A 16,777-nucleotide genomic window follows, 5' to 3' on the forward strand; every position below is an offset into this window, starting at 1 on the left:
TGCGATCTCTCGTAGCGGGAGGCGAATCATACAGCGTTACAACCTGCTGTCAACTGCCTTTTTCACCGCTGCCGATCAGATGACCGAAGCACTTCCGGAACCTTTCCAAACAATCAACTCATTGATATTCAAAGAGTTTTTCGATCCGATGTCGCTGGAAGTGGGGCGCATTATAAGGGGATCTGAAACCCCGTCAACCGTTAATTTCATATATTTGCAATGTCCGGTTCAGGCTGATGAAGAGCCTCCCCGATCGGCAAGGGCTTGTTCAGCAGTACCCCCACCAGCACCGCAAAGATCAGCGCCGCGACACCGGCACTGCACAGCACCGCCTCGAAGCCGCCGATGAGCGCCTGGCGCGCCAGGGGTGCCGCCACCTCTCTCAGCCTTGGGTCAAGCAACGCCAACGCAGCCTGCAGATCCCCCGCCGCCACCCGCGTGGCCATCTCCCCCGCCGCACCCAACGCCTCGGGTGCCTGGATCGCCAGGGCATCGCGCAGCAGTTGCCCACTGCGCGCCGCAAGGATGCCGCCGAGAATGCCTATGGCGAGGACGATGGCCCCAAAGCGCGTGGTGGTGCTTAGCCCCGAAGCCATACCGGTGCGCTCACGCGGCACGCAGGCCATGATGTTCTTCTGCGTATCGCCATTGAGCAGCCCCGCTCCGGCACCCAGCACGACACTGGCCAGGGCGAACGCGGCATAGCTACCCTGGCCGGTGGCCCAGGCGCAGGCCAGGTTGCCCACCCCGACCAGGACCAACCCCAATGCAAATACCTGGGCCGGCGACAGGCGCGCAGCCATGCGCATGCCCAGCCGAGGCGTCAGCAGCATGGCCACGGCGAACGGCAGCATGCCCGCGCCCGCGGCGAGGGCCGAGAGCTGCAAACCGCCCTGCAGGTACAACGGCAGCAAAGTCATCATCACCTGCGCACAGGCGGCATAGGCGAACATTCCCAGCAAGGCACCGATGAAGCGCCCGCTGCGCAGCAGGCCGAGGTCGACCATTGGCCGCGCTTGGCTGCGCTCGACCATCACGAACAGGCCAAGCAGGAACGCGGCGATCAGCAGACGCCCCAGTGTGGGGGCGCTATCCCAACCGACCCGATTGGCGTCGATCAAGGCCCAGATCAGGTAGCCCAGGCCACCGGCGAAAGTCAGACTGCCCAGTGGATCGAACCGCGCCGCCGAACCGTCGCGGGACTCCTCGATACTGCGTACGACCATGACCGCCAGCACGATCACCAGCGGCAGGTTGATATAGAAGATCCAGCGCCAGCCCAAGGTACTGGCGATCAGCCCACCGAGCAGCGGCGCGAAGGTGATGGTCGCGCCCATGCAGGCGCCCCAGAAGGCCCAGGCCCGCATGCGTTCCTGCGGCGCATGGAAACGGTGGCCGATGGCGGCCAGCGCGGCAGTCAGCAACAACGCGGCACCGATGCCCTTGGCTGCGCGGGCAAGATCAAGGAACAACAGGCTCGGCGCGGCGCCGCACGCCAGCGAGGCAGCGCCGAACAGCGCCAGGCCGAGCAGCAGCATGCGCCGCCTGCCGAAGCGGTCGGCCAGGCTGCCAGCGGGTAGCAGGCAGGCAGCGAACGCCAGCAAATACGCACTGACCACCCATTCGATGTCGCTGAACGAGCCGGACAGGTCGCGGGCAATGCTGGGCAGGCTGACCGCAACGATGTTGGTGTCGAGGATGATCACGGCGCACACCGCCGAGGCGGTGAACAGGGTGAAGCGTGGTGAGGCGGCTGCAGGCATGGCAAGGCTCCGTCATAGAGAGCAGGCAGGTCGTCGCCGCTTTACCGCCACGACGCCAGCCTTGTAGTGTTGCCTCAACCATAACGCCGCAGGGCGCCCGGCTTGTTAGCCAGCACGTCCCGCGTCATTAGCGCCTGGCTAACGAGGCCCCATGGAGATACGTCACTTCCGCTACTTCCTTGCCGTCGCCCGCCACGGCCACTTCACCCGCGCCGCCGAACAACTGGGTATCGCCCCGCCGACCCTGAGCCGGCAGATCCAGGACATGGAGCGTGAGCTGGGCGTGCGGCTGTTCGAACGCAGCCAGCGCGAGGTAAGCCTCACCGCCGCCGGCCAGGCCTTGCTCACCGAGGCCGAACAGGCGGTGCAGCAGTTCGACGCCGCACAGTTGGGTGCGCAGCGTGCCGGTCGCGGCGACAGTGGGCGGATCGAACTCGGCTACGTTGCCTCGGCGGCTTACTCCGGCACCCTGCAGCAACAGGTCAGTCGGTTTGCCCAGGCTTATCCCGGCATACAGCTGAACATTCGCGAAGTGCCCATGCTCGAGCTCCCCTCTCTTGTCGACGAGGGCCAACTCGACCTCGCCTACTTGCGCTCGCCGATGGAGCTGCCGCAGAGCCTGAATGCCATCGCCCTGCACCAGGAAGGTTTCGTCCTGGCGCTGCCGGCCAGCTCGCGTCTCAACGAACTGAAGACCATCCCGGCCTCACGCCTGGCCGACGAAACCTTCATCTTGCCCGAGCAGATCTCCGGCACACTGGCAATTGCCAGCCAGGGCAGTTTCACCCCGCGCCTGGGGCCGCAACCGGGCAGCCTGGTGGCGGTGCTCACCCTGGTGTCACTGGGCCAGGGCGTGGCCGTGGTACCGGCTTCGGTGGTCCAGCGCATCAGTTTGCCCCAGGTCAACTACCGGCCCATCGCCGACGCCCAGGCAAGTTCATGGCTGAGCCTGGTGCACCGCCGCTTCGAAAAGTCGCCCGCAGTGCTGCGCTATATAGAAGGAGTGCGCCAAGGTGCCGAATGATCACCTACGTTCTGGCTTTCGGGCACTGCTGGCGCTGCTCGCCTGCCTGGCCTGGCCCACGTGGGCCGGCGACGCCATGCAGACGATGGCGCTGGGCAAGCCTGCGCCCTACCCTTTCTTCACCTATGCCAATGCCAGGCTCGACACCCGCCTGCCGGTCCAACATGCAGTGATCGTGCTCCATGGCGTGCACCGTGATGCCGACCACTACTATCGCAGCGGCCTGACCCTGCTCGGCAATGCGGGACTTCCCCAGGACGACACGCTGCTGCTGGCCCCCCGCTTCTTCAGCGAAGACGATCCCCAGACAACGCCCACTCCGCCCTTGTGGTTGAAAAGCCAATGGTTGCAGGGCCACGAGTCCGTGGCCGGACGCTCCGGCATCTCAGCATTCGCCGTGCTAGACGACCTTCTCGCCTACCTTGCCGATCGTCATCGATTTCCACACCTTGAAGACATCACCTTGATCGGCCATTCCGCCGGCGGCCAACTGTTGCAGCGCTATACGCTGCTCGGCACGGGCGACCAGGCGCTGCGCGCCCTTGGCATCCATGTGCGCTACATTGTCGCCAGCCCTTCCACCTACCTGTACCTGGATGCCAACCGCCCCCTTGGCGAAGGCTTCGCCCCTTTACCTGCCGCGCAGTGCGCTGACTACGACCGTTACCGCTATGGCCTGCCGGGCGCACCGGACTACTTCGCCACGCAGCATCTCGATGCCCGCCAGGTGCTCAGCCGCTACGCCGCACGCGACGTGACCTACCTGGTCGGCGAACGCGACCGCCACCCCCGCAGCCGGATCATGGACCGCAGCTGTGCAGCCCAGGCCCAGGGTCGTGACCGGGTCGAGCGGCAACTCAACTACCTGCGCTACGAGGCTTTTCTTGCCCAGCGCTGGTCGATTACGCTCGCGCATCGTCAGCACGTACTGCCGGGTATCGGCCATGACCCCGCCTGCCTGCTGACCGATCCAGGCGTTGCGCAGTTGCTGTTCCCCGGCCACTGACATTCCACCACGCCGCGCAGTACACTCGGGCCCTCCCCCTTTCGGAGACGTCCAAGGTGCATCACGCAGGAAGCGATGAACATCCACCGGCACGTGCCCGAGCTGGCGCGGTCATCTGGCTTACCGGACTCTCCGGCGCGGGAAAGTCGACACTGGCCCAGGCCCTGGCCCGAGAGCTCCACGAGCTGGGACATGGCTGCTATGTACTCGACGGTGATGTACTGCGCACAGGGCTGAATGCCGACTTGGGTTTCTCGCCCGAGGATCGCCATGAAAACATCCGCCGCACCGCCGAGGTGGCGGCGCTGTTTGCCGATGCCGGGCTGATCTGCATTACCGCGTTGATCTCACCCTATCGCGCCGGACGCGCCACCGCGCGCCAGGCCTGCAAGGCGGGCTTCCACGAAGTGCACGTCAAGGCTGATCTGGCCACCTGCGAGGCCCGCGACCCCAAGGGCCTGTATCGCCGCGCCCGAGCGGGAGAGCTACCGGCCTTCACCGGGATCGATGCGCCCTACGAAGTGCCGGAGCGCCCGGAGCTGGTGGTGGAGACGACACAAGTGCCGCTGGCGATAGCCACGGCGCAACTGTTGGCGTACGTACAGCAGCGGGTACTGCACCAACCGCAGTAGGCGCAGGCTGACCCCGCGCCTGCTGGTTGCACTCAACTGCCCGGGGCGATATCGCCACGCTGCCAGCGTGCCTCGTTATTACCCAGGGCCTGGGCAATGTCGGCGAGTTCGCCGGACGGCAGGGTCTGTGGCAACGGGTCGAGCCCGGCGCTGGCGAACACCTGGCCATAGCTATTGCGCAGCTCGGCATAGGCCAGGTCGCGGCGCAGGTCGGCCTGCAGCGCATTCAGTTCCCCCTGGATCAGCTCCAGCTCGCCAATGCCCTGCGCCTGGTGGCGATTGCGCAGTTGCTCGACGATCTGCTGGTCAAGGGCGACCAATTGCTGGCTGGTGGCGAACTGGCGGCGAGCTTCGTTGTAATTGGCATTGGCCACGTAGAGCTGGGCCAGGATGGCCATCGACATCGCCTGGCGACGCGCCTCGACCACCTGTTCGCCAGCCTTGGCGACGTCGATGGACGCCGGCCCCGACAGCACGTTGAACAGGTTCCAGGTGACCTTGACGCCATAATCGGCCCAGTGCTGGTTGGTCAGGAAGCTGTTGCTGTCGTAGTGCCCACCCGCCGAGAACTCCAGCCCCGGCAGCATGCGCAGCATCGACTTGCGCACCTCGGCGGCGCTGATGCGGGCCTGGTAGTCCTGCTCGCGCAATTCGGGGCGCGTGGCCAGGGCCTGCTGCTCCAGCGCTTCGAGGCCCACCTTGAGCTCCGGCACGCTGTAGTCGTCAGTGGCGGCGAGGGTCAGCTCGCTACCCGGCGGCAGGTTGATCAGCGCGCCGAGTTCGGTCTTGGCCAGCGACAGCGCACGGCGCTGTTCCTCCAGCTGGCGGGTGGCCTCGATCAATGAGCGCTGGTAGTTGAGCGCCTGGATCGGGTCGCCGATGCGCTGGTCCCCCATGCGCTGGCTGTTGTCCCGGGCCTGCTCGACCCGCACCATCAGCGCGTCGATCTGCTTGAGCAAGCGCTCGGCGGCGACCGCCCGCCAGTAGGCCGAGCGTACGTCCTGGATGATGGTCTGCACCACCTTGCGCCGGCGCTCCTGGACGATCAGGCGCTGATCGCCCTGTTGCTTGGCGCTGACATAGCTGACACCGAAGTCGAGCACGTTCCACACCATGGTCAGGTCGGCCACGTCGCGGTCGCGGTCCTGGGAGGTCGATGGCTCCAGGGATTGGGTATTGGTCAGCACGCTTTGGCTGCTTGATGCGCTGACGTTGCTGCGCCCGGCGTAACCGGCCGACAGGGCCATGCGCGGCAGCATGTCGAAGGTGGCCAGGTCGACCTGGCGTTGGGCCAGGGCTTCTTCCATGATCTTGAGGCGTGCCTCCAGGTTGTACTTGACCGCACGAGCCATGGCCTGGTGCAGGGTCAGCGGCCCATGCAAGGCCTCCTGGCCCTTGAACATGCTGGCAAGGTCCGCCCGCGCCCGCTGCTCGCTGACACTGCGGTCGATGGGTTGGGTCTTGACCGCGCACCCTGTTACCGCCAGTGCCAGTACGCTTACCGCAAAAATCCTCGATGTTCTGCTCATCCCTGTCCGCCCCCTTGGTACGGCACTGCTTTTCTTCTAATTGGATTGCTCGCGTGCGCCGGCTCAGGCCTGCGGCACGGGTACCTCGACCTGCCCCAACACCTGCGCCAGTTGCCTGGCCTGGCGTTGCTCCCCCTCCTGGAAGGCCTGCAACTGCTGCCCGAGGGTCGGCGCCCCGGTCAGGCCCTTGCCCGCCCCTGCCTCTGCCCCCTGGCGGAATGGCTTGCCACCGCTCAGTTCATACTGGCCACCGTCATCCGGCAGCGTCTTGTCGAAGATGTTGGCCAGGCTGCTGGCCCCGAACACGTTGGCGTCACCACCACCAAAGCCGAGGAAACCGGCCCCCGAACCATTGCCGATACCGCTGTCAGCGTGCTGGCCGGCGAACACCTGGGCCAGGTAGCTCGGCGCCAGCGCACCGTTCTGGATGAACAGATTGCCCAAGGTCGGCAGCCCGCCGCCCGTTGTCGGCACCTCGAACAGCGGCTGTGGCAGCAGCGGCGACTGGAACGGCGCCGTTACCGGCAACGGTGCGATCACCACCGGCGTGCCTGGGCTGGCCTGGCCCGGGCGCGCCGGTGGGTATGCGCGGAATTCCGGATCACCGTCGGTAGACTGCAATGTCACGCTTTGCCCGGCGAAGCCGCCGACCACGTCGTTGCCTGCGCCATCGCGAATGCCGGTGCCACTGGCCTTGAGCCCAAGGGCCAGGCCACCACTGCCCGCCACGCCTGCGACATTGACCTGCCAGGTATGGCCGTCGAGGCGTACCAGCGACTGAAGCGTGCCACTGGCGTTGCCACTGGCCAGCAGTTCGAAGTCGCCCAGGTCGACCCCGCTGACGTCTTCGCTGAAGGTAACGGTGAAGGACTGGCTGCCCGGCGTCGGCGACGGATTCGCCACGATCGAGACCACGCCGGGTGGCGTGCTGTCGACAATGACCCCGTGGCTGTCGCCAATATTGTTCAGCGCCGGTGTCAGTTGATTGCCGGCCGCATCGTGCAGGCTCGCGCCATTGGCCGACAGGCCAAGCACCTGGATGCCATCGGCATCGTTGTCGCCGGCCTGGATCTGGTACTGGAACACCAGCGTCGGCGTGCCTGAGCCGGCCACGAAATCGGCGTAAACCGTGCGCCCGCCGACATCCAGGGCAAGCCGCGGCACGCCGTCGACCATCACCGCCTCGCTGGTGCTGACCACGAAGGTGAGCACATCGCCCGTGTTATAGGGGACGCCGACCGGCACGCCGACACTGCCCACCGTGGGGGCGTCGCGGTCGATGTTGTACGTGGCGCCGGTCAGGCCACCGACCAAGGCGTTGCCGGCCACATCGGTGATACCCGTGGCGCTGCCATTGAGGTTCAGGCCCAGGGTGCCGGTGCCGTGCACACCACTGACGGTGATGACATAGACTCCACCGCCCAGCGCTTGCAGGCCGCTGAGCGTGCCGCTGGCCGAGCCGGTGCCGACCAGGCTGAAATCGCTGAGATCGACGCCATTGACCTGCTCGTTGAAGGTCACGGTGAAGCGCACGCTCTGGGCGTTGCTCGGCGACGGGTCGAGGGTGACGATGCCGACCGCGCTCGGCGCCTGGGTGTCGACCAGCACCTGGTGGGTGTCAGCCACGCCATTGAGGGTCAGGTCCATGGCATTGCCCGCGGCGTCGACAAGGGTCGCACCATTGGCGACAAGGCCGGTCACGGTGATGCCGTCAGCGTCGTTGTCACCGGCCTGGACGATGTACTGAAACACCAGGGTCGAGGTGCCGGCGCCCGCCACCAGTTCGGCAAACACCGTGTGCCCGCCGATGTCCAGCGCCAGGCGCGGCGCCCCCGTGACCTGGACCGCTTCACTGGCGTTGACCACGAACACCAGCGAGTCGCCGGCGTTGTAGGACACCCCCGCCGGGCCACCGACGCTGGTCACGCTGGGAACGCGGGTGTCGATGGCGTAGTTGTTGGAATCGGTACTGCCCACGCCGGCGTTGCCCGAAGACGCCGCGACCACGCCGCTGTTGTCCAGGGTGATCAGGTTGCTGGTGTCCTCGACCCCGTTGCCAGGTGTCAGGGTCGCGGTCCAGGTGATGCCGCCATCGCTGCTGCTCAACCCGCTCAAGGTGCCATTGGCCACTGTCAGGTCGGCCAGGGTGAAGCCGCTCACCGCCTCGCTGAAAGTGATGGTCACCAGGCTCGACTCGCCCGCGCGCAGGGCCGTATCGGCAACCACGACGGTGGCGGTGGGGACGACGGTGTTGACCGTGTAGTTGGCCGATGAAGTGGTGCCGGTTCCGCTGTTGCCGGCCAGGTCGGTGTAGCCCGTGTTGTTCAGTACGATCAGGTTAGTGGCGTCCTGCACGCCGTTGCTCGGCGTGAAGATGGCGGTCCAGGTGATACCGCCGTCGACGCTGGACAGCGTGCCCAGGGTGCCATTGGGCAAGTTCAGGTCAGCGTTGGTGAAGCCCGCTACCGCCTCGCTGAACGTGATGGTCACCAACGAGGTTTCACCGACGCGTAGATCGCTGTCGGCCATGACGATGGTGGCGGTTGGCCGCTGGCTGTCGACGGCGTAGTTGTTCGAGTCGGTGGCGCCGGAACCGGCGTTGCCGGCGGTGTCCGTCACCCCGCTGTTATCCAGGGTGATCACGTTGGAGGTGTCGGTGATGCCGGCGGTCGGCGTCAGGGTCGCGGTCCAGGTGATACCGCCATCGCTGCTGCTCAGCCCGCTCAGGGTGCCGTTGGCCACGGTCAGGTCGGCATTGGTGAATCCGCTCACCGCCTCGCTGAAGGTGATGGTCACCAGCGACGTCTCGCCGATGGCCAGGTTGCTGTCGGCCACCACGATGGTCGCCGTCGGGCGCTGGGTGTCGATGGCATAGTTGTTCGAGTCGGTGCTGCCGGTACCGGCATTGCCGCTGCTCTGGCCGACCACGCCGCTGTTGTCGAGGGTGATCAGGTTGGTGCTGTCGGTGATGTTGCCGGTCGGGGTGAAGGTGGCCGTCCAGGTAATGCCGCCGTCGGCGCTGGAGACCGCGCTCAGGGTGCCGTTGGCCACGGTCAGGTCCGCGTTGGTGAATCCGCTCACCGCCTCGCTGAACGTGATGGTTACCAGTGAGGTTTCACCGATGCGCAGCGCCGCATCGCTTACCACCACGGTGGCCGTGGGTTGCATGGTGCTGACGCCGTAGTTGTTGGAGTTGGTGGTACCGCTGCCGGCGTTGCCAGCCAGGTCGGCCACCCCGCTGTTGCTCAGGGCAATCACGTTGGTGGCGTCCTGCACGTTTACCGAAGGGGTGAACGTCGCCGTCCAGGTGATGCCGCCATCACTGCTGGAAAGCCCACTCAAGTTGCCGTTCGCCACCGTCAGATCGGCGAGGGTGAAGCCGGTTACAGCCTCGCTGAAGGTAATGGTCACCGTGGTGGTCTCGCCGACGGTGAGATTGTTGTCGGCGACCACGATGGTGGCCGTCGGGCGCTGGGTGTCGACGGTGTAGTTGTTCGAGTCGGTCGTGCCGCTACCGGCGTTGCCGGCCAGATCGGCCACCCCGCTGTTGTCCAGGGTGATGAGGTTGGTGGTGTCGGTGATGTTGCTTGACGGGGTGAAGGTGGCCGTCCAGGTGATCCCGCCGTCGCTGCTGGACACCGCGCTCAAGTTGCCGTTGGCCACCGTCACGTCGGCATTGCTGAAACCGCTCACGGCCTCGCTGAAGGTGAACGTCACCAGCGACGTCTGGCCGATGACCAGGGTGGGGTTGGCCACCACGATGGTCGCGATCGGGCGCACGGTGTCGATGGCGTAGTTGTTCGAGTTGGTGGTGCCGCTGCCGGCGTTGCCAGCGCCATCGCTCACCCCGGTGTTGTCCAGGGTGATGACATTGGTCGCGTCGGTGATGGTGCTGTTCGGGGTGAATGTCGCGGTCCAGGTGATCCCGCCGTCGCTGCTGGAGACGGCGCTCAGGGTGCCGTTGGCCACCGTCAGGTCGGCATTGGTGAAGCCGGTCACGGCCTCGCTGAAGGTGAACGTCACCAGCGACGTCTGGCCGATGGCCAGGGTGGGGCTGGCCACCACGATGGTCGCCGTCGGGCGCTGGGTGTCGATGGCGTAGTTGTTCGAGTTGGTGGTGCCGCTGCCGGCGTTGCCAGCGGCATCGCTCACCCCGGTGTTGTCCAGATTGATGAGGTTGGTCGCGTCGGTGATGGCGTTGGTCGGGGTGAACGTCGCGGTCCAGGTGATCCCGCCATCGCTGCTGGACACCGTGCTCAAGGTGCCGTTGGCCACCGTCAGGTCGGCATTGGTGAAGCCGGTCACGGCCTCGCTGAAGGTGATGGTCACCTGGGACGTCTCACCGATGCTCAGGTTGCTGTCGGCCACCACGATGGTCGCCGTCGGGCGCTGTGTGTCGATGCTGTAGTTGGCCGAATTGGTGGTGCCTACGCCAGCGTTGCCGGCCAGGTCGGTGACACCGGCGTTGTTCAGGGTGATGACGTTGCTGGCGTTGGTGATGCTGTTGGTCGGGGTGAAGGTGGCGGTCCAGGTCTTGCCGCCATCGCTGCTGGACACCGCGCTCAGGGTGCCGTTGGCCACCGTCAGGTCGGCATTGGAGAAACCGCTCACCACCTCGCTGAAGGTGATGGTCACCGTCGCGGTCTCGCCCACTTTCAGGGCCGTGTCGCTGAGGGTGATGGTGGCGGTGGGCGGAACCGTCTCGTGAATGGCCACCGTGACCGAAGCCGCGCTGGAGGTGGCGCCATCGCCATCGTTGACGGTGACCGACAGGGTGCGGGTGGCCTGGCCGATGCTGTTGGCGGCATTGCTGTTGTCGTAGGTGAGGTTGCGCACCACCGCCTGGACTGCTGCGGCCGTGGCATTGCCGTTGAACGTCAGCACCAGGTTGGCGCCGCCCGTGCCGCCGGTATAGGTGCCGATGGCCACTCCGCCGTAGCTCACCGTGCTGCCGCTGACGCCGATCTGCCCGGCGCCATTGCCCTGGTTGCGGATGCCCAGCAGATCTTCGCCGGCCACACCGTTGGCGCTGACCGCCACGGTCAGGTTTCCGCTGGCAAAGTCGGCCGAGTCGCTGTCGGTGACCGTGGCGTTGCTGCCGCTGTCGAGCAGCACGGCGCCACTGCCTTGGATGAAGGTCTGGCTGTCGCCGTTGAGGTTGCCGATCACCGGCGCGGCATTGAGTGGCTGGACCACCACCGAAGCGGTGCGGGTAGTACTGCCCATGTCGTCATTGATACTGACGGTCACGCTACGGGTGCCGCTGGTGTAGGCCCCTGCGGCGTTGCCATAGGTCACTGCGGCAAGTACCGCACGATACTGGGCCAGGGTGGCCACGCCGCTGAGCGACAGCACCGCGCTGCCCGAGCCGCTGATGGTGATGCCGTAACTGGCCGCCGTGGCGATCTGCCCGGCGCTGAGCGACAGGGTCTCGCTGCCGCCATCGAGCACGCCGCCCAAGGTCAGGGTGGCACCACTGACCTGGGTATCGCCGTCGGATTGGCTGATGTTGATGTTCGGCACGATCACCACCGGGGAGCCGGCGAAATTGACGGTGCTGTCGTTACCACCGGTGCTGGTGTCCAGGTCGACCAGCGGCGGCGCCGAGTACAGCACCTCGTAGGCACCGATATCGACACCGCCGCCACGGGGCCGGTCGAAACCGCGCAGGTCGGTGGCCGGCGCGCCCGCCTGGGTGCCCTGGTCGATGGCGTTGCTGGCAGTGCTGGCCAGGCGGTAATCGCCGCCGGCGGCATTGACGAAGTTGACCGGGGTGCCGATCAGGTTGGTGGTGCTGGTGTAGCCACCGCCACTGCCGCTGTTGGTGGCGGCATCAAGGGCAGCGCCGTTGACCGTGTTGCCACTGATGATGCTGTTGAGCACCGTCACCGTGCCGGCGCCGCCAGTGGCCCACCCCAGGCCGGCGGAGTTGATGGTGCCACTGCTGGTGTTGAGGTAGGTGTTGTTGGCGATGGTGCTGTTGACGATGCTGACCGAGCCACCGGTATTGCTCAGCACGATGACCGAGGCGCCAGCGACCGTGGCAGTGGCGGCGTAGGTCCCACTGTTGTTGTAGATCGCCACGTTTTCCAGGACGTGGTTGTTGGCGCCGCCCAGGCGTACCAGCGACGACATGCCGGTGGCGCCGATGATGCTCGCATTGTTGTCATGGATCGTGGTGTTGCGTACCACCACCGTGGAGCCTAGGGTGGTCGCCGAGTTGATCACGGTGCCGGCGTTGTCCTGGAAGTTGGAATCCTCGACGGTGATCGAACCGCCATTGGCGCGGATGGCCCCACCGGTGATGTTGCCGGAGAAATGCCGCATGTCCAGGTTGCGCACCGTCAGCACACCGCCGCCGTTGCTTTGCAGGCCCGAGGCCTCGCCAGCATCGCGGATGTTGTTGCTGTTGACGTCGCCACTGAGGATGATGTCGCCCTTGCCGTCGCCGTCGACATCACCGTTGATGGTGATGTTGCTGGTCACCGCCAGCGCCGTGGCCGACGACCAGCGAATGGTCCCGCCTTTCAGGTTCTGGTGGAACACGATGATGTCGTTGCCGCTGCCCGCGGCGGAGCCATCTACCGAAGTGTCGGTGTTCGCGGCCTGGATGGCTTCGGCCAGGGATACCTGGCCATCGTTGGCGATGAGTGACGCATTGCTGCTGGTGACGGTGATGGTCGCCAGCGAGGTATTGAATGCCGACAGGTCGCCGCGCTGCACGCCCACGCCAGTGGCCACCGCGCCGGAAACGGTCTCCAGTTCCCAGTCCTCGCCAGCGCGGTTGCCAGTCGAGTCGGCCGAGGCGCCCACGTCGGCACCGCTGAGCCGCGCCACCTCGTTGACGAACATCTGGCCATCGCTGCCGGCGCCGGTGTTGCAAGCAAAGAAGCGGATATCGCCGCCTGGGGCCAGGCTGGCGCCGATGCGCGCCAGGTCGGTTCCATGGCTGGCCAGTTGGTTGGCCCAGATGGCATTGCCGGCCAGGTACACATAGCCGCTGTCGCCGTGGCTGATGATATCGACTGAAGTCACGTCGCTACGGCCATTGAGATAGTCGGCGATCTGCTTGAAGCCATCCTTGCCGTTGTCCAGCACCACCACCTCGACCCCGGCAGGCAGGCCGGCGATGAGTTTCTGGTAATCACTTACCGCAGAGTCGACGAATACCACTTCATGATTGCCCGGAGCCTGGGAGATCGGCGCGGTGGCCGGTGCCGCCTGATGGGCCGGTTCGTGGGCGGTGTTATCGCGGGTACTGGCCGCATCACTGGCGGCGCTGGTGTCCTTGCCTCCGGTGGCGGCTGCGGCGGCTTCGACCGCCTGAGCCCCCTGATCGGCGACCACGCCCACCGAGGCGTCGAACATCATGCGCGGTTCCAGGGCCTGGATGAGACTGGGCCGGCTCGCGGAAACGTTGGGTGTGTGGGTGTCTTTACCGCGTTTCCAGAATGCCATGATGCCCTCGCTCAGCCCTGCGGCTGCTTATGCCTGCCGTCCCTGCAATGAGGACGGCCTGTCCTTGTCTGGTAATCCTGAACGGACGACGGGGCGCCAATGCGCGCCCCGCAGCCCTGCCTGCCTAGCCAACCGGCTTCAGTTGCGTGAGGGGAAGATCCCTTCGGTCGCGATGATGAAGTTGATGCCCAGGTAAGGGCTCTGGTTCGAGAACGGCTGATTGCCTGCCGCGGTCACCCCTGTCGTGGCAGGGATGGTGAGGTTGAAGGGTTTGAGCGTGGTATTGCTGGCGGTAGAGGCGTATATGTCGATCGACACCCCCGAACCGGACGAATCCTTCGGTTTGGCCAGCACGCCAGTGGTCGAGGGTGCAGGCAGGTCGGCGTCACCTTCTGCGGCAGGGATGGCGACCGATACGGTCTGCGCGGGGATGTTCACGGCCTGCGACGCCATGTTCAGCGATGTCAGCGTGGTAGTCGGCGTGCCGGCTGCCTCGCCCAGCACGACACTCGGCAAGCCTGGCCCCTGCCCCTGCTGGACAGGTGCGCGACCACGCAGGTCAGGCAGGGCGAATGTAGTCTGGCCATTGCCACCGTAGGTCGTACCCAGAATCGAGAACAACGCGGTGTTCTGGGCGATGCTTAGCAGCTGCCCTTGGCAAAACATCCAACCCCGTGGCGCGAAGTTTCCCGCGAACAATGTGATCTGACCGATGAATGGCTCACTCATTTACTGCACTCCTTTGACAACGCGGCAAGGACGGGCCTCAAGGCCCGCAGGTAATCACGTTCGTGACAGGCACGCTCAGAGCTGCCGATCGGCGTGGAAAATCGTCTGGAGCTCCGGCCCCCTTGGATATCGGGGCTCACCGGTCGCATCAATCGCGGCAATGGACGCTGGCCGGCTCATTTTCAGCGACAAGCCGTTCTCGCCGACCACCCGGAACCCACAGCGCTGATAGAGCCGCAAGGCCGGGTTGTGGGCGGTCACATGCAGGCCGGCGCTGAGCCCCCGTTCATCGGCACGTGCCAGCCACTGGCCGAGCAGCCGGCTGCCGATGCCACGGCCGCGCCAGGCGGGCAGCAGGGCCATGTCGATGAATTGCACGTGGCTGTCGGTCCACTGCAGGCAGGCACGGCCGATGCGCTCGCCCGCCGTTTCGATGACAAAGAAGCCGGCGTCGGCGAACTGGGCCTGGTAGTAGTCGTGCTGGGCCTGGAACTGCTGGTCGAGGAAGGCATCGATAGCGGCCTGCGGCCACGGCAGCAGGGCCATTTCGGCGGCACGCGTGGTGCCATAGAGCTCGCGCAGGAACGCCCGGTCGGCGTCCACCATGGGACGGAGGTTCACCTCGGGGATGGACATCGGGTCTGGCTTCCCTGCGTAAGGTTACCCCATGGTGAGGGGCGCACATCCAAGTGAATTGTCCTACACGATCACCCGCAGCGTAGCCGAACAACAAGGCATATAGCCACTACTGTAGCGTGGTCTTTGCAACTATTTTCTCAAACACCCGTTCGAGGTATTTTGACGCCGGTTTCTAGGCATTTCGCAACCGTATGGATTCCAAAGCGTTGTAAGGCTGCAGGGCCCAACGGGCGATCGCCGCGCGCACCTCGTCGCTGGCTTCGTCACGCTTGCGCTGGCCATCGGCGCTGAAGTTCAGGGCCGGCTGCTTGGCGTCGAAGGCCGCGACCGCCTGCAAATCCGCTACTTCGCCTGGCAGGATGCCGAACAGTGGCCCCAGGCGCCCCCAGACAGCATCGGGCAACTCGCTGTAGTTCACCGCTATGGCACCTTCGCGTTCGCACAACGCTAGGCCAGCCGCAAGGATTTCGCCAATCATCCGGCAGGTGTATTGCACCGCGCCCATGCCCTGGGCCTCGGCCAGCACACTGTCGAGCCCAGAGGCACCAAGCAGGCCCGGTACCCGGTGCATGCCCGGCTGGCGCAATTGGGAAACCACGATTTCCAGCGGGTCACGGTAGAGGAATACCCGTGGCACCTGGGGATACAGCGCCGTCAGCAGTGGCGCGTCGAAGATGCTCCAGGCGTCGAGCTTGATCAACAGGTGGCGCTCGTCGCCCCGACGACGCTGACCGTAGGCCGAGCACAGCGCCCGCAATGCATCGGCCTGCCAGGCGACGGCGGACGGGTCCTGGCGCGCGGCACGCAACAGGTTGTCCAACGGCGGCGGCTCGGACAGCACGATGTTGCGGGCCTGACTGGCGAGCAATTGGGCGATCAGCGTCGAGCCACAGCGCGAGGCATGGAACACCAGCACCGAGGGCGCCAGGCCCGGGCTGTGCAGTTGCCAGTCGAGCAAAGCCTGGACATCGGTGTCGCGGCGCATGGCCTGGTTGAAGGGCAAGCGCAGTGCCTGGTCGACGTCGTCGCGGAAAAACGGCCGGGCCAGGCGCCTCTCGCCGAACCAGCACCAGTCCACCCGCCATCCGGCGTCGCCTTGCCAGAGGCGGATGGGCAGCCAGCCGTGAAAATCCATCGGGGTATTCACACTCGCCATTGATCGCTCCATGCCTGCTTGCCCCGGCGCATGGCGCCCAGGACCTCTGCCTCGGAAAACGCCAGCCCTAGCTCGGCACCAAGGCGCACCGCCTCGGCCACGAAGGCCCGGGGATCCTCCAACGCCTGTAGTTGCGCGGCCAATGCCGGCGCCTCACTCACCTGCTGGCGAAACCGTTCGAATGCCTGCCCAGCCCTCCCGGGCTGCAGTGCCGGCGTCTGCGCCAGGCCTCCGTCGATCAGCGCCAGTAGCCAAGGGTCGGCCGCGCAGTCGAGTACCAGGTGGATGCGCTCACCGGGCCCGGGGTTGTTGACCCGGTGGGGGCGCGACAAGTCGATGAACCAGCACTCGCCCGGGCGCATCGGCACTTGCAGGCCATCCACAAGAAACTCCACGCCCGGAGGGCTCAGCAGCGGTATGTGCAAGCGCAGGCAGCCGCCTGGGCGCCCGAGGTCGGGGTCACGGTGCTCGTGTATGCGCGCCCCCGCGCCCAGGCGAAGCAGGCGGGCGGCGCGCAGCGATGCCTGGAAGGGTGCGAGTGCTTGCTGCCAGGCCGGCTCGCCCTGCCACCAGGCCAGGCTATTCGGCGCGCCTGTGCCTGGGGCCAGAGGCAACGGCGCGTCCTCGGCGGCGACCAGCGCCACACCGCTCCAGTCACCCTCGTGGTAGCCCCGGTTGAAGTGCGCCTGCCAGGCGTGAGTGTCCAGCCGGGTCAGGGCCTGCAGCAACGCGGGCAGGTTGGTGGGCAAGGTAAGGCGGGAACACAGTGGCAGAGCGGTCTCGGTCATGCGGGCTCCTTGCGTTGGCATTGTCTTGAACGGTGTTCCTGGCATGGACAGCC

At 65.9% G+C, this 16,777-nt stretch carries 10 protein-coding genes; 3 read left to right on the plus strand and 7 right to left on the minus strand.

The genetic code is table 11. The annotated features are described in order from the left end of the window. Positions 1–206 precede the first annotated feature (206 nt). Positions 207–1,763 (minus strand): MFS transporter, encoded by a 1,557-nt coding sequence (locus tag AC3WL2_RS11415; RefSeq protein ID WP_102684135.1) that lies wholly within the window; start codon positions 1,761–1,763, stop codon positions 207–209. Positions 1,764–1,914: 151 nt separating this feature from the next. Here AC3WL2_RS11415 and AC3WL2_RS11420 point away from each other — a divergent pair, with 151 nt between their 5' ends. The 3 genes from AC3WL2_RS11420 to cysC are packed head-to-tail and all read left to right on the plus strand — an operon-like array spanning position 1,915 to position 4,425. Further along, positions 1,915–2,787, plus strand: coding sequence for a LysR family transcriptional regulator (locus tag AC3WL2_RS11420; RefSeq protein ID WP_102684136.1), 873 nt, complete (start codon positions 1,915–1,917; stop codon positions 2,785–2,787). After that, on the plus strand, positions 2,777–3,793 hold the full coding sequence (locus AC3WL2_RS11425; RefSeq protein ID WP_256582559.1) for a hypothetical protein: 1,017 nt from the start codon (positions 2,777–2,779) through the stop codon (positions 3,791–3,793). Before AC3WL2_RS11420 ends, AC3WL2_RS11425 begins: the two co-directional genes overlap by 11 nt. Before the next feature lie 56 nt (positions 3,794–3,849). Next, entirely contained in the window at positions 3,850–4,425 is a 576-nt protein-coding gene (gene cysC / locus AC3WL2_RS11430; protein ID WP_102684137.1) for an adenylyl-sulfate kinase, read from the plus strand. Positions 4,426–4,457: 32 nt separating this feature from the next. Here the strand turns inward: cysC and AC3WL2_RS11435 are convergent, their stop codons facing one another. The 6 genes from AC3WL2_RS11435 to AC3WL2_RS11460 all read right to left on the minus strand — a co-directional run bounded on the left by AC3WL2_RS11435 (position 4,458) and on the right by AC3WL2_RS11460 (position 16,724). Next, positions 4,458–5,954, minus strand: coding sequence for a TolC family protein (locus tag AC3WL2_RS11435; RefSeq protein WP_102684138.1), 1,497 nt, complete (start codon positions 5,952–5,954; stop codon positions 4,458–4,460). Positions 5,955–6,017: 63 nt separating this feature from the next. Next, the gene (locus AC3WL2_RS11440) at positions 6,018–13,412 is read right to left on the minus strand and encodes an Ig-like domain-containing protein (RefSeq protein WP_102684139.1); all 7,395 of its coding nucleotides are present in this window, start codon (positions 13,410–13,412) and stop codon (positions 6,018–6,020) included. A 138-nt stretch (positions 13,413–13,550) separates the two neighbouring features. Further along, on the minus strand, positions 13,551–14,141 hold the full coding sequence (locus AC3WL2_RS11445) for a phage tail protein (RefSeq protein ID WP_102684140.1): 591 nt from the start codon (positions 14,139–14,141) through the stop codon (positions 13,551–13,553). A gap of 75 nt (positions 14,142–14,216) precedes the next feature. Continuing rightward, the gene (locus AC3WL2_RS11450; protein WP_102684141.1) at positions 14,217–14,777 is read right to left on the minus strand and encodes a GNAT family N-acetyltransferase; all 561 of its coding nucleotides are present in this window, start codon (positions 14,775–14,777) and stop codon (positions 14,217–14,219) included. A gap of 175 nt (positions 14,778–14,952) precedes the next feature. Beyond that, the gene (locus tag AC3WL2_RS11455; RefSeq protein ID WP_102684142.1) at positions 14,953–15,936 is read right to left on the minus strand and encodes a sulfotransferase family protein; all 984 of its coding nucleotides are present in this window, start codon (positions 15,934–15,936) and stop codon (positions 14,953–14,955) included. Continuing rightward, positions 15,924–16,724: an aspartyl/asparaginyl beta-hydroxylase domain-containing protein gene (locus AC3WL2_RS11460; RefSeq protein WP_102684143.1), complete on the minus strand. Its 801-nt coding sequence runs from the start codon at positions 16,722–16,724 to the stop codon at positions 15,924–15,926. The genes AC3WL2_RS11455 and AC3WL2_RS11460 overlap by 13 nt, the downstream gene beginning before the upstream one ends. Positions 16,725–16,777 lie beyond the last annotated feature (53 nt).

It is taken from the genome of Pseudomonas sp. FW305-96 (assembly GCF_058783825.1).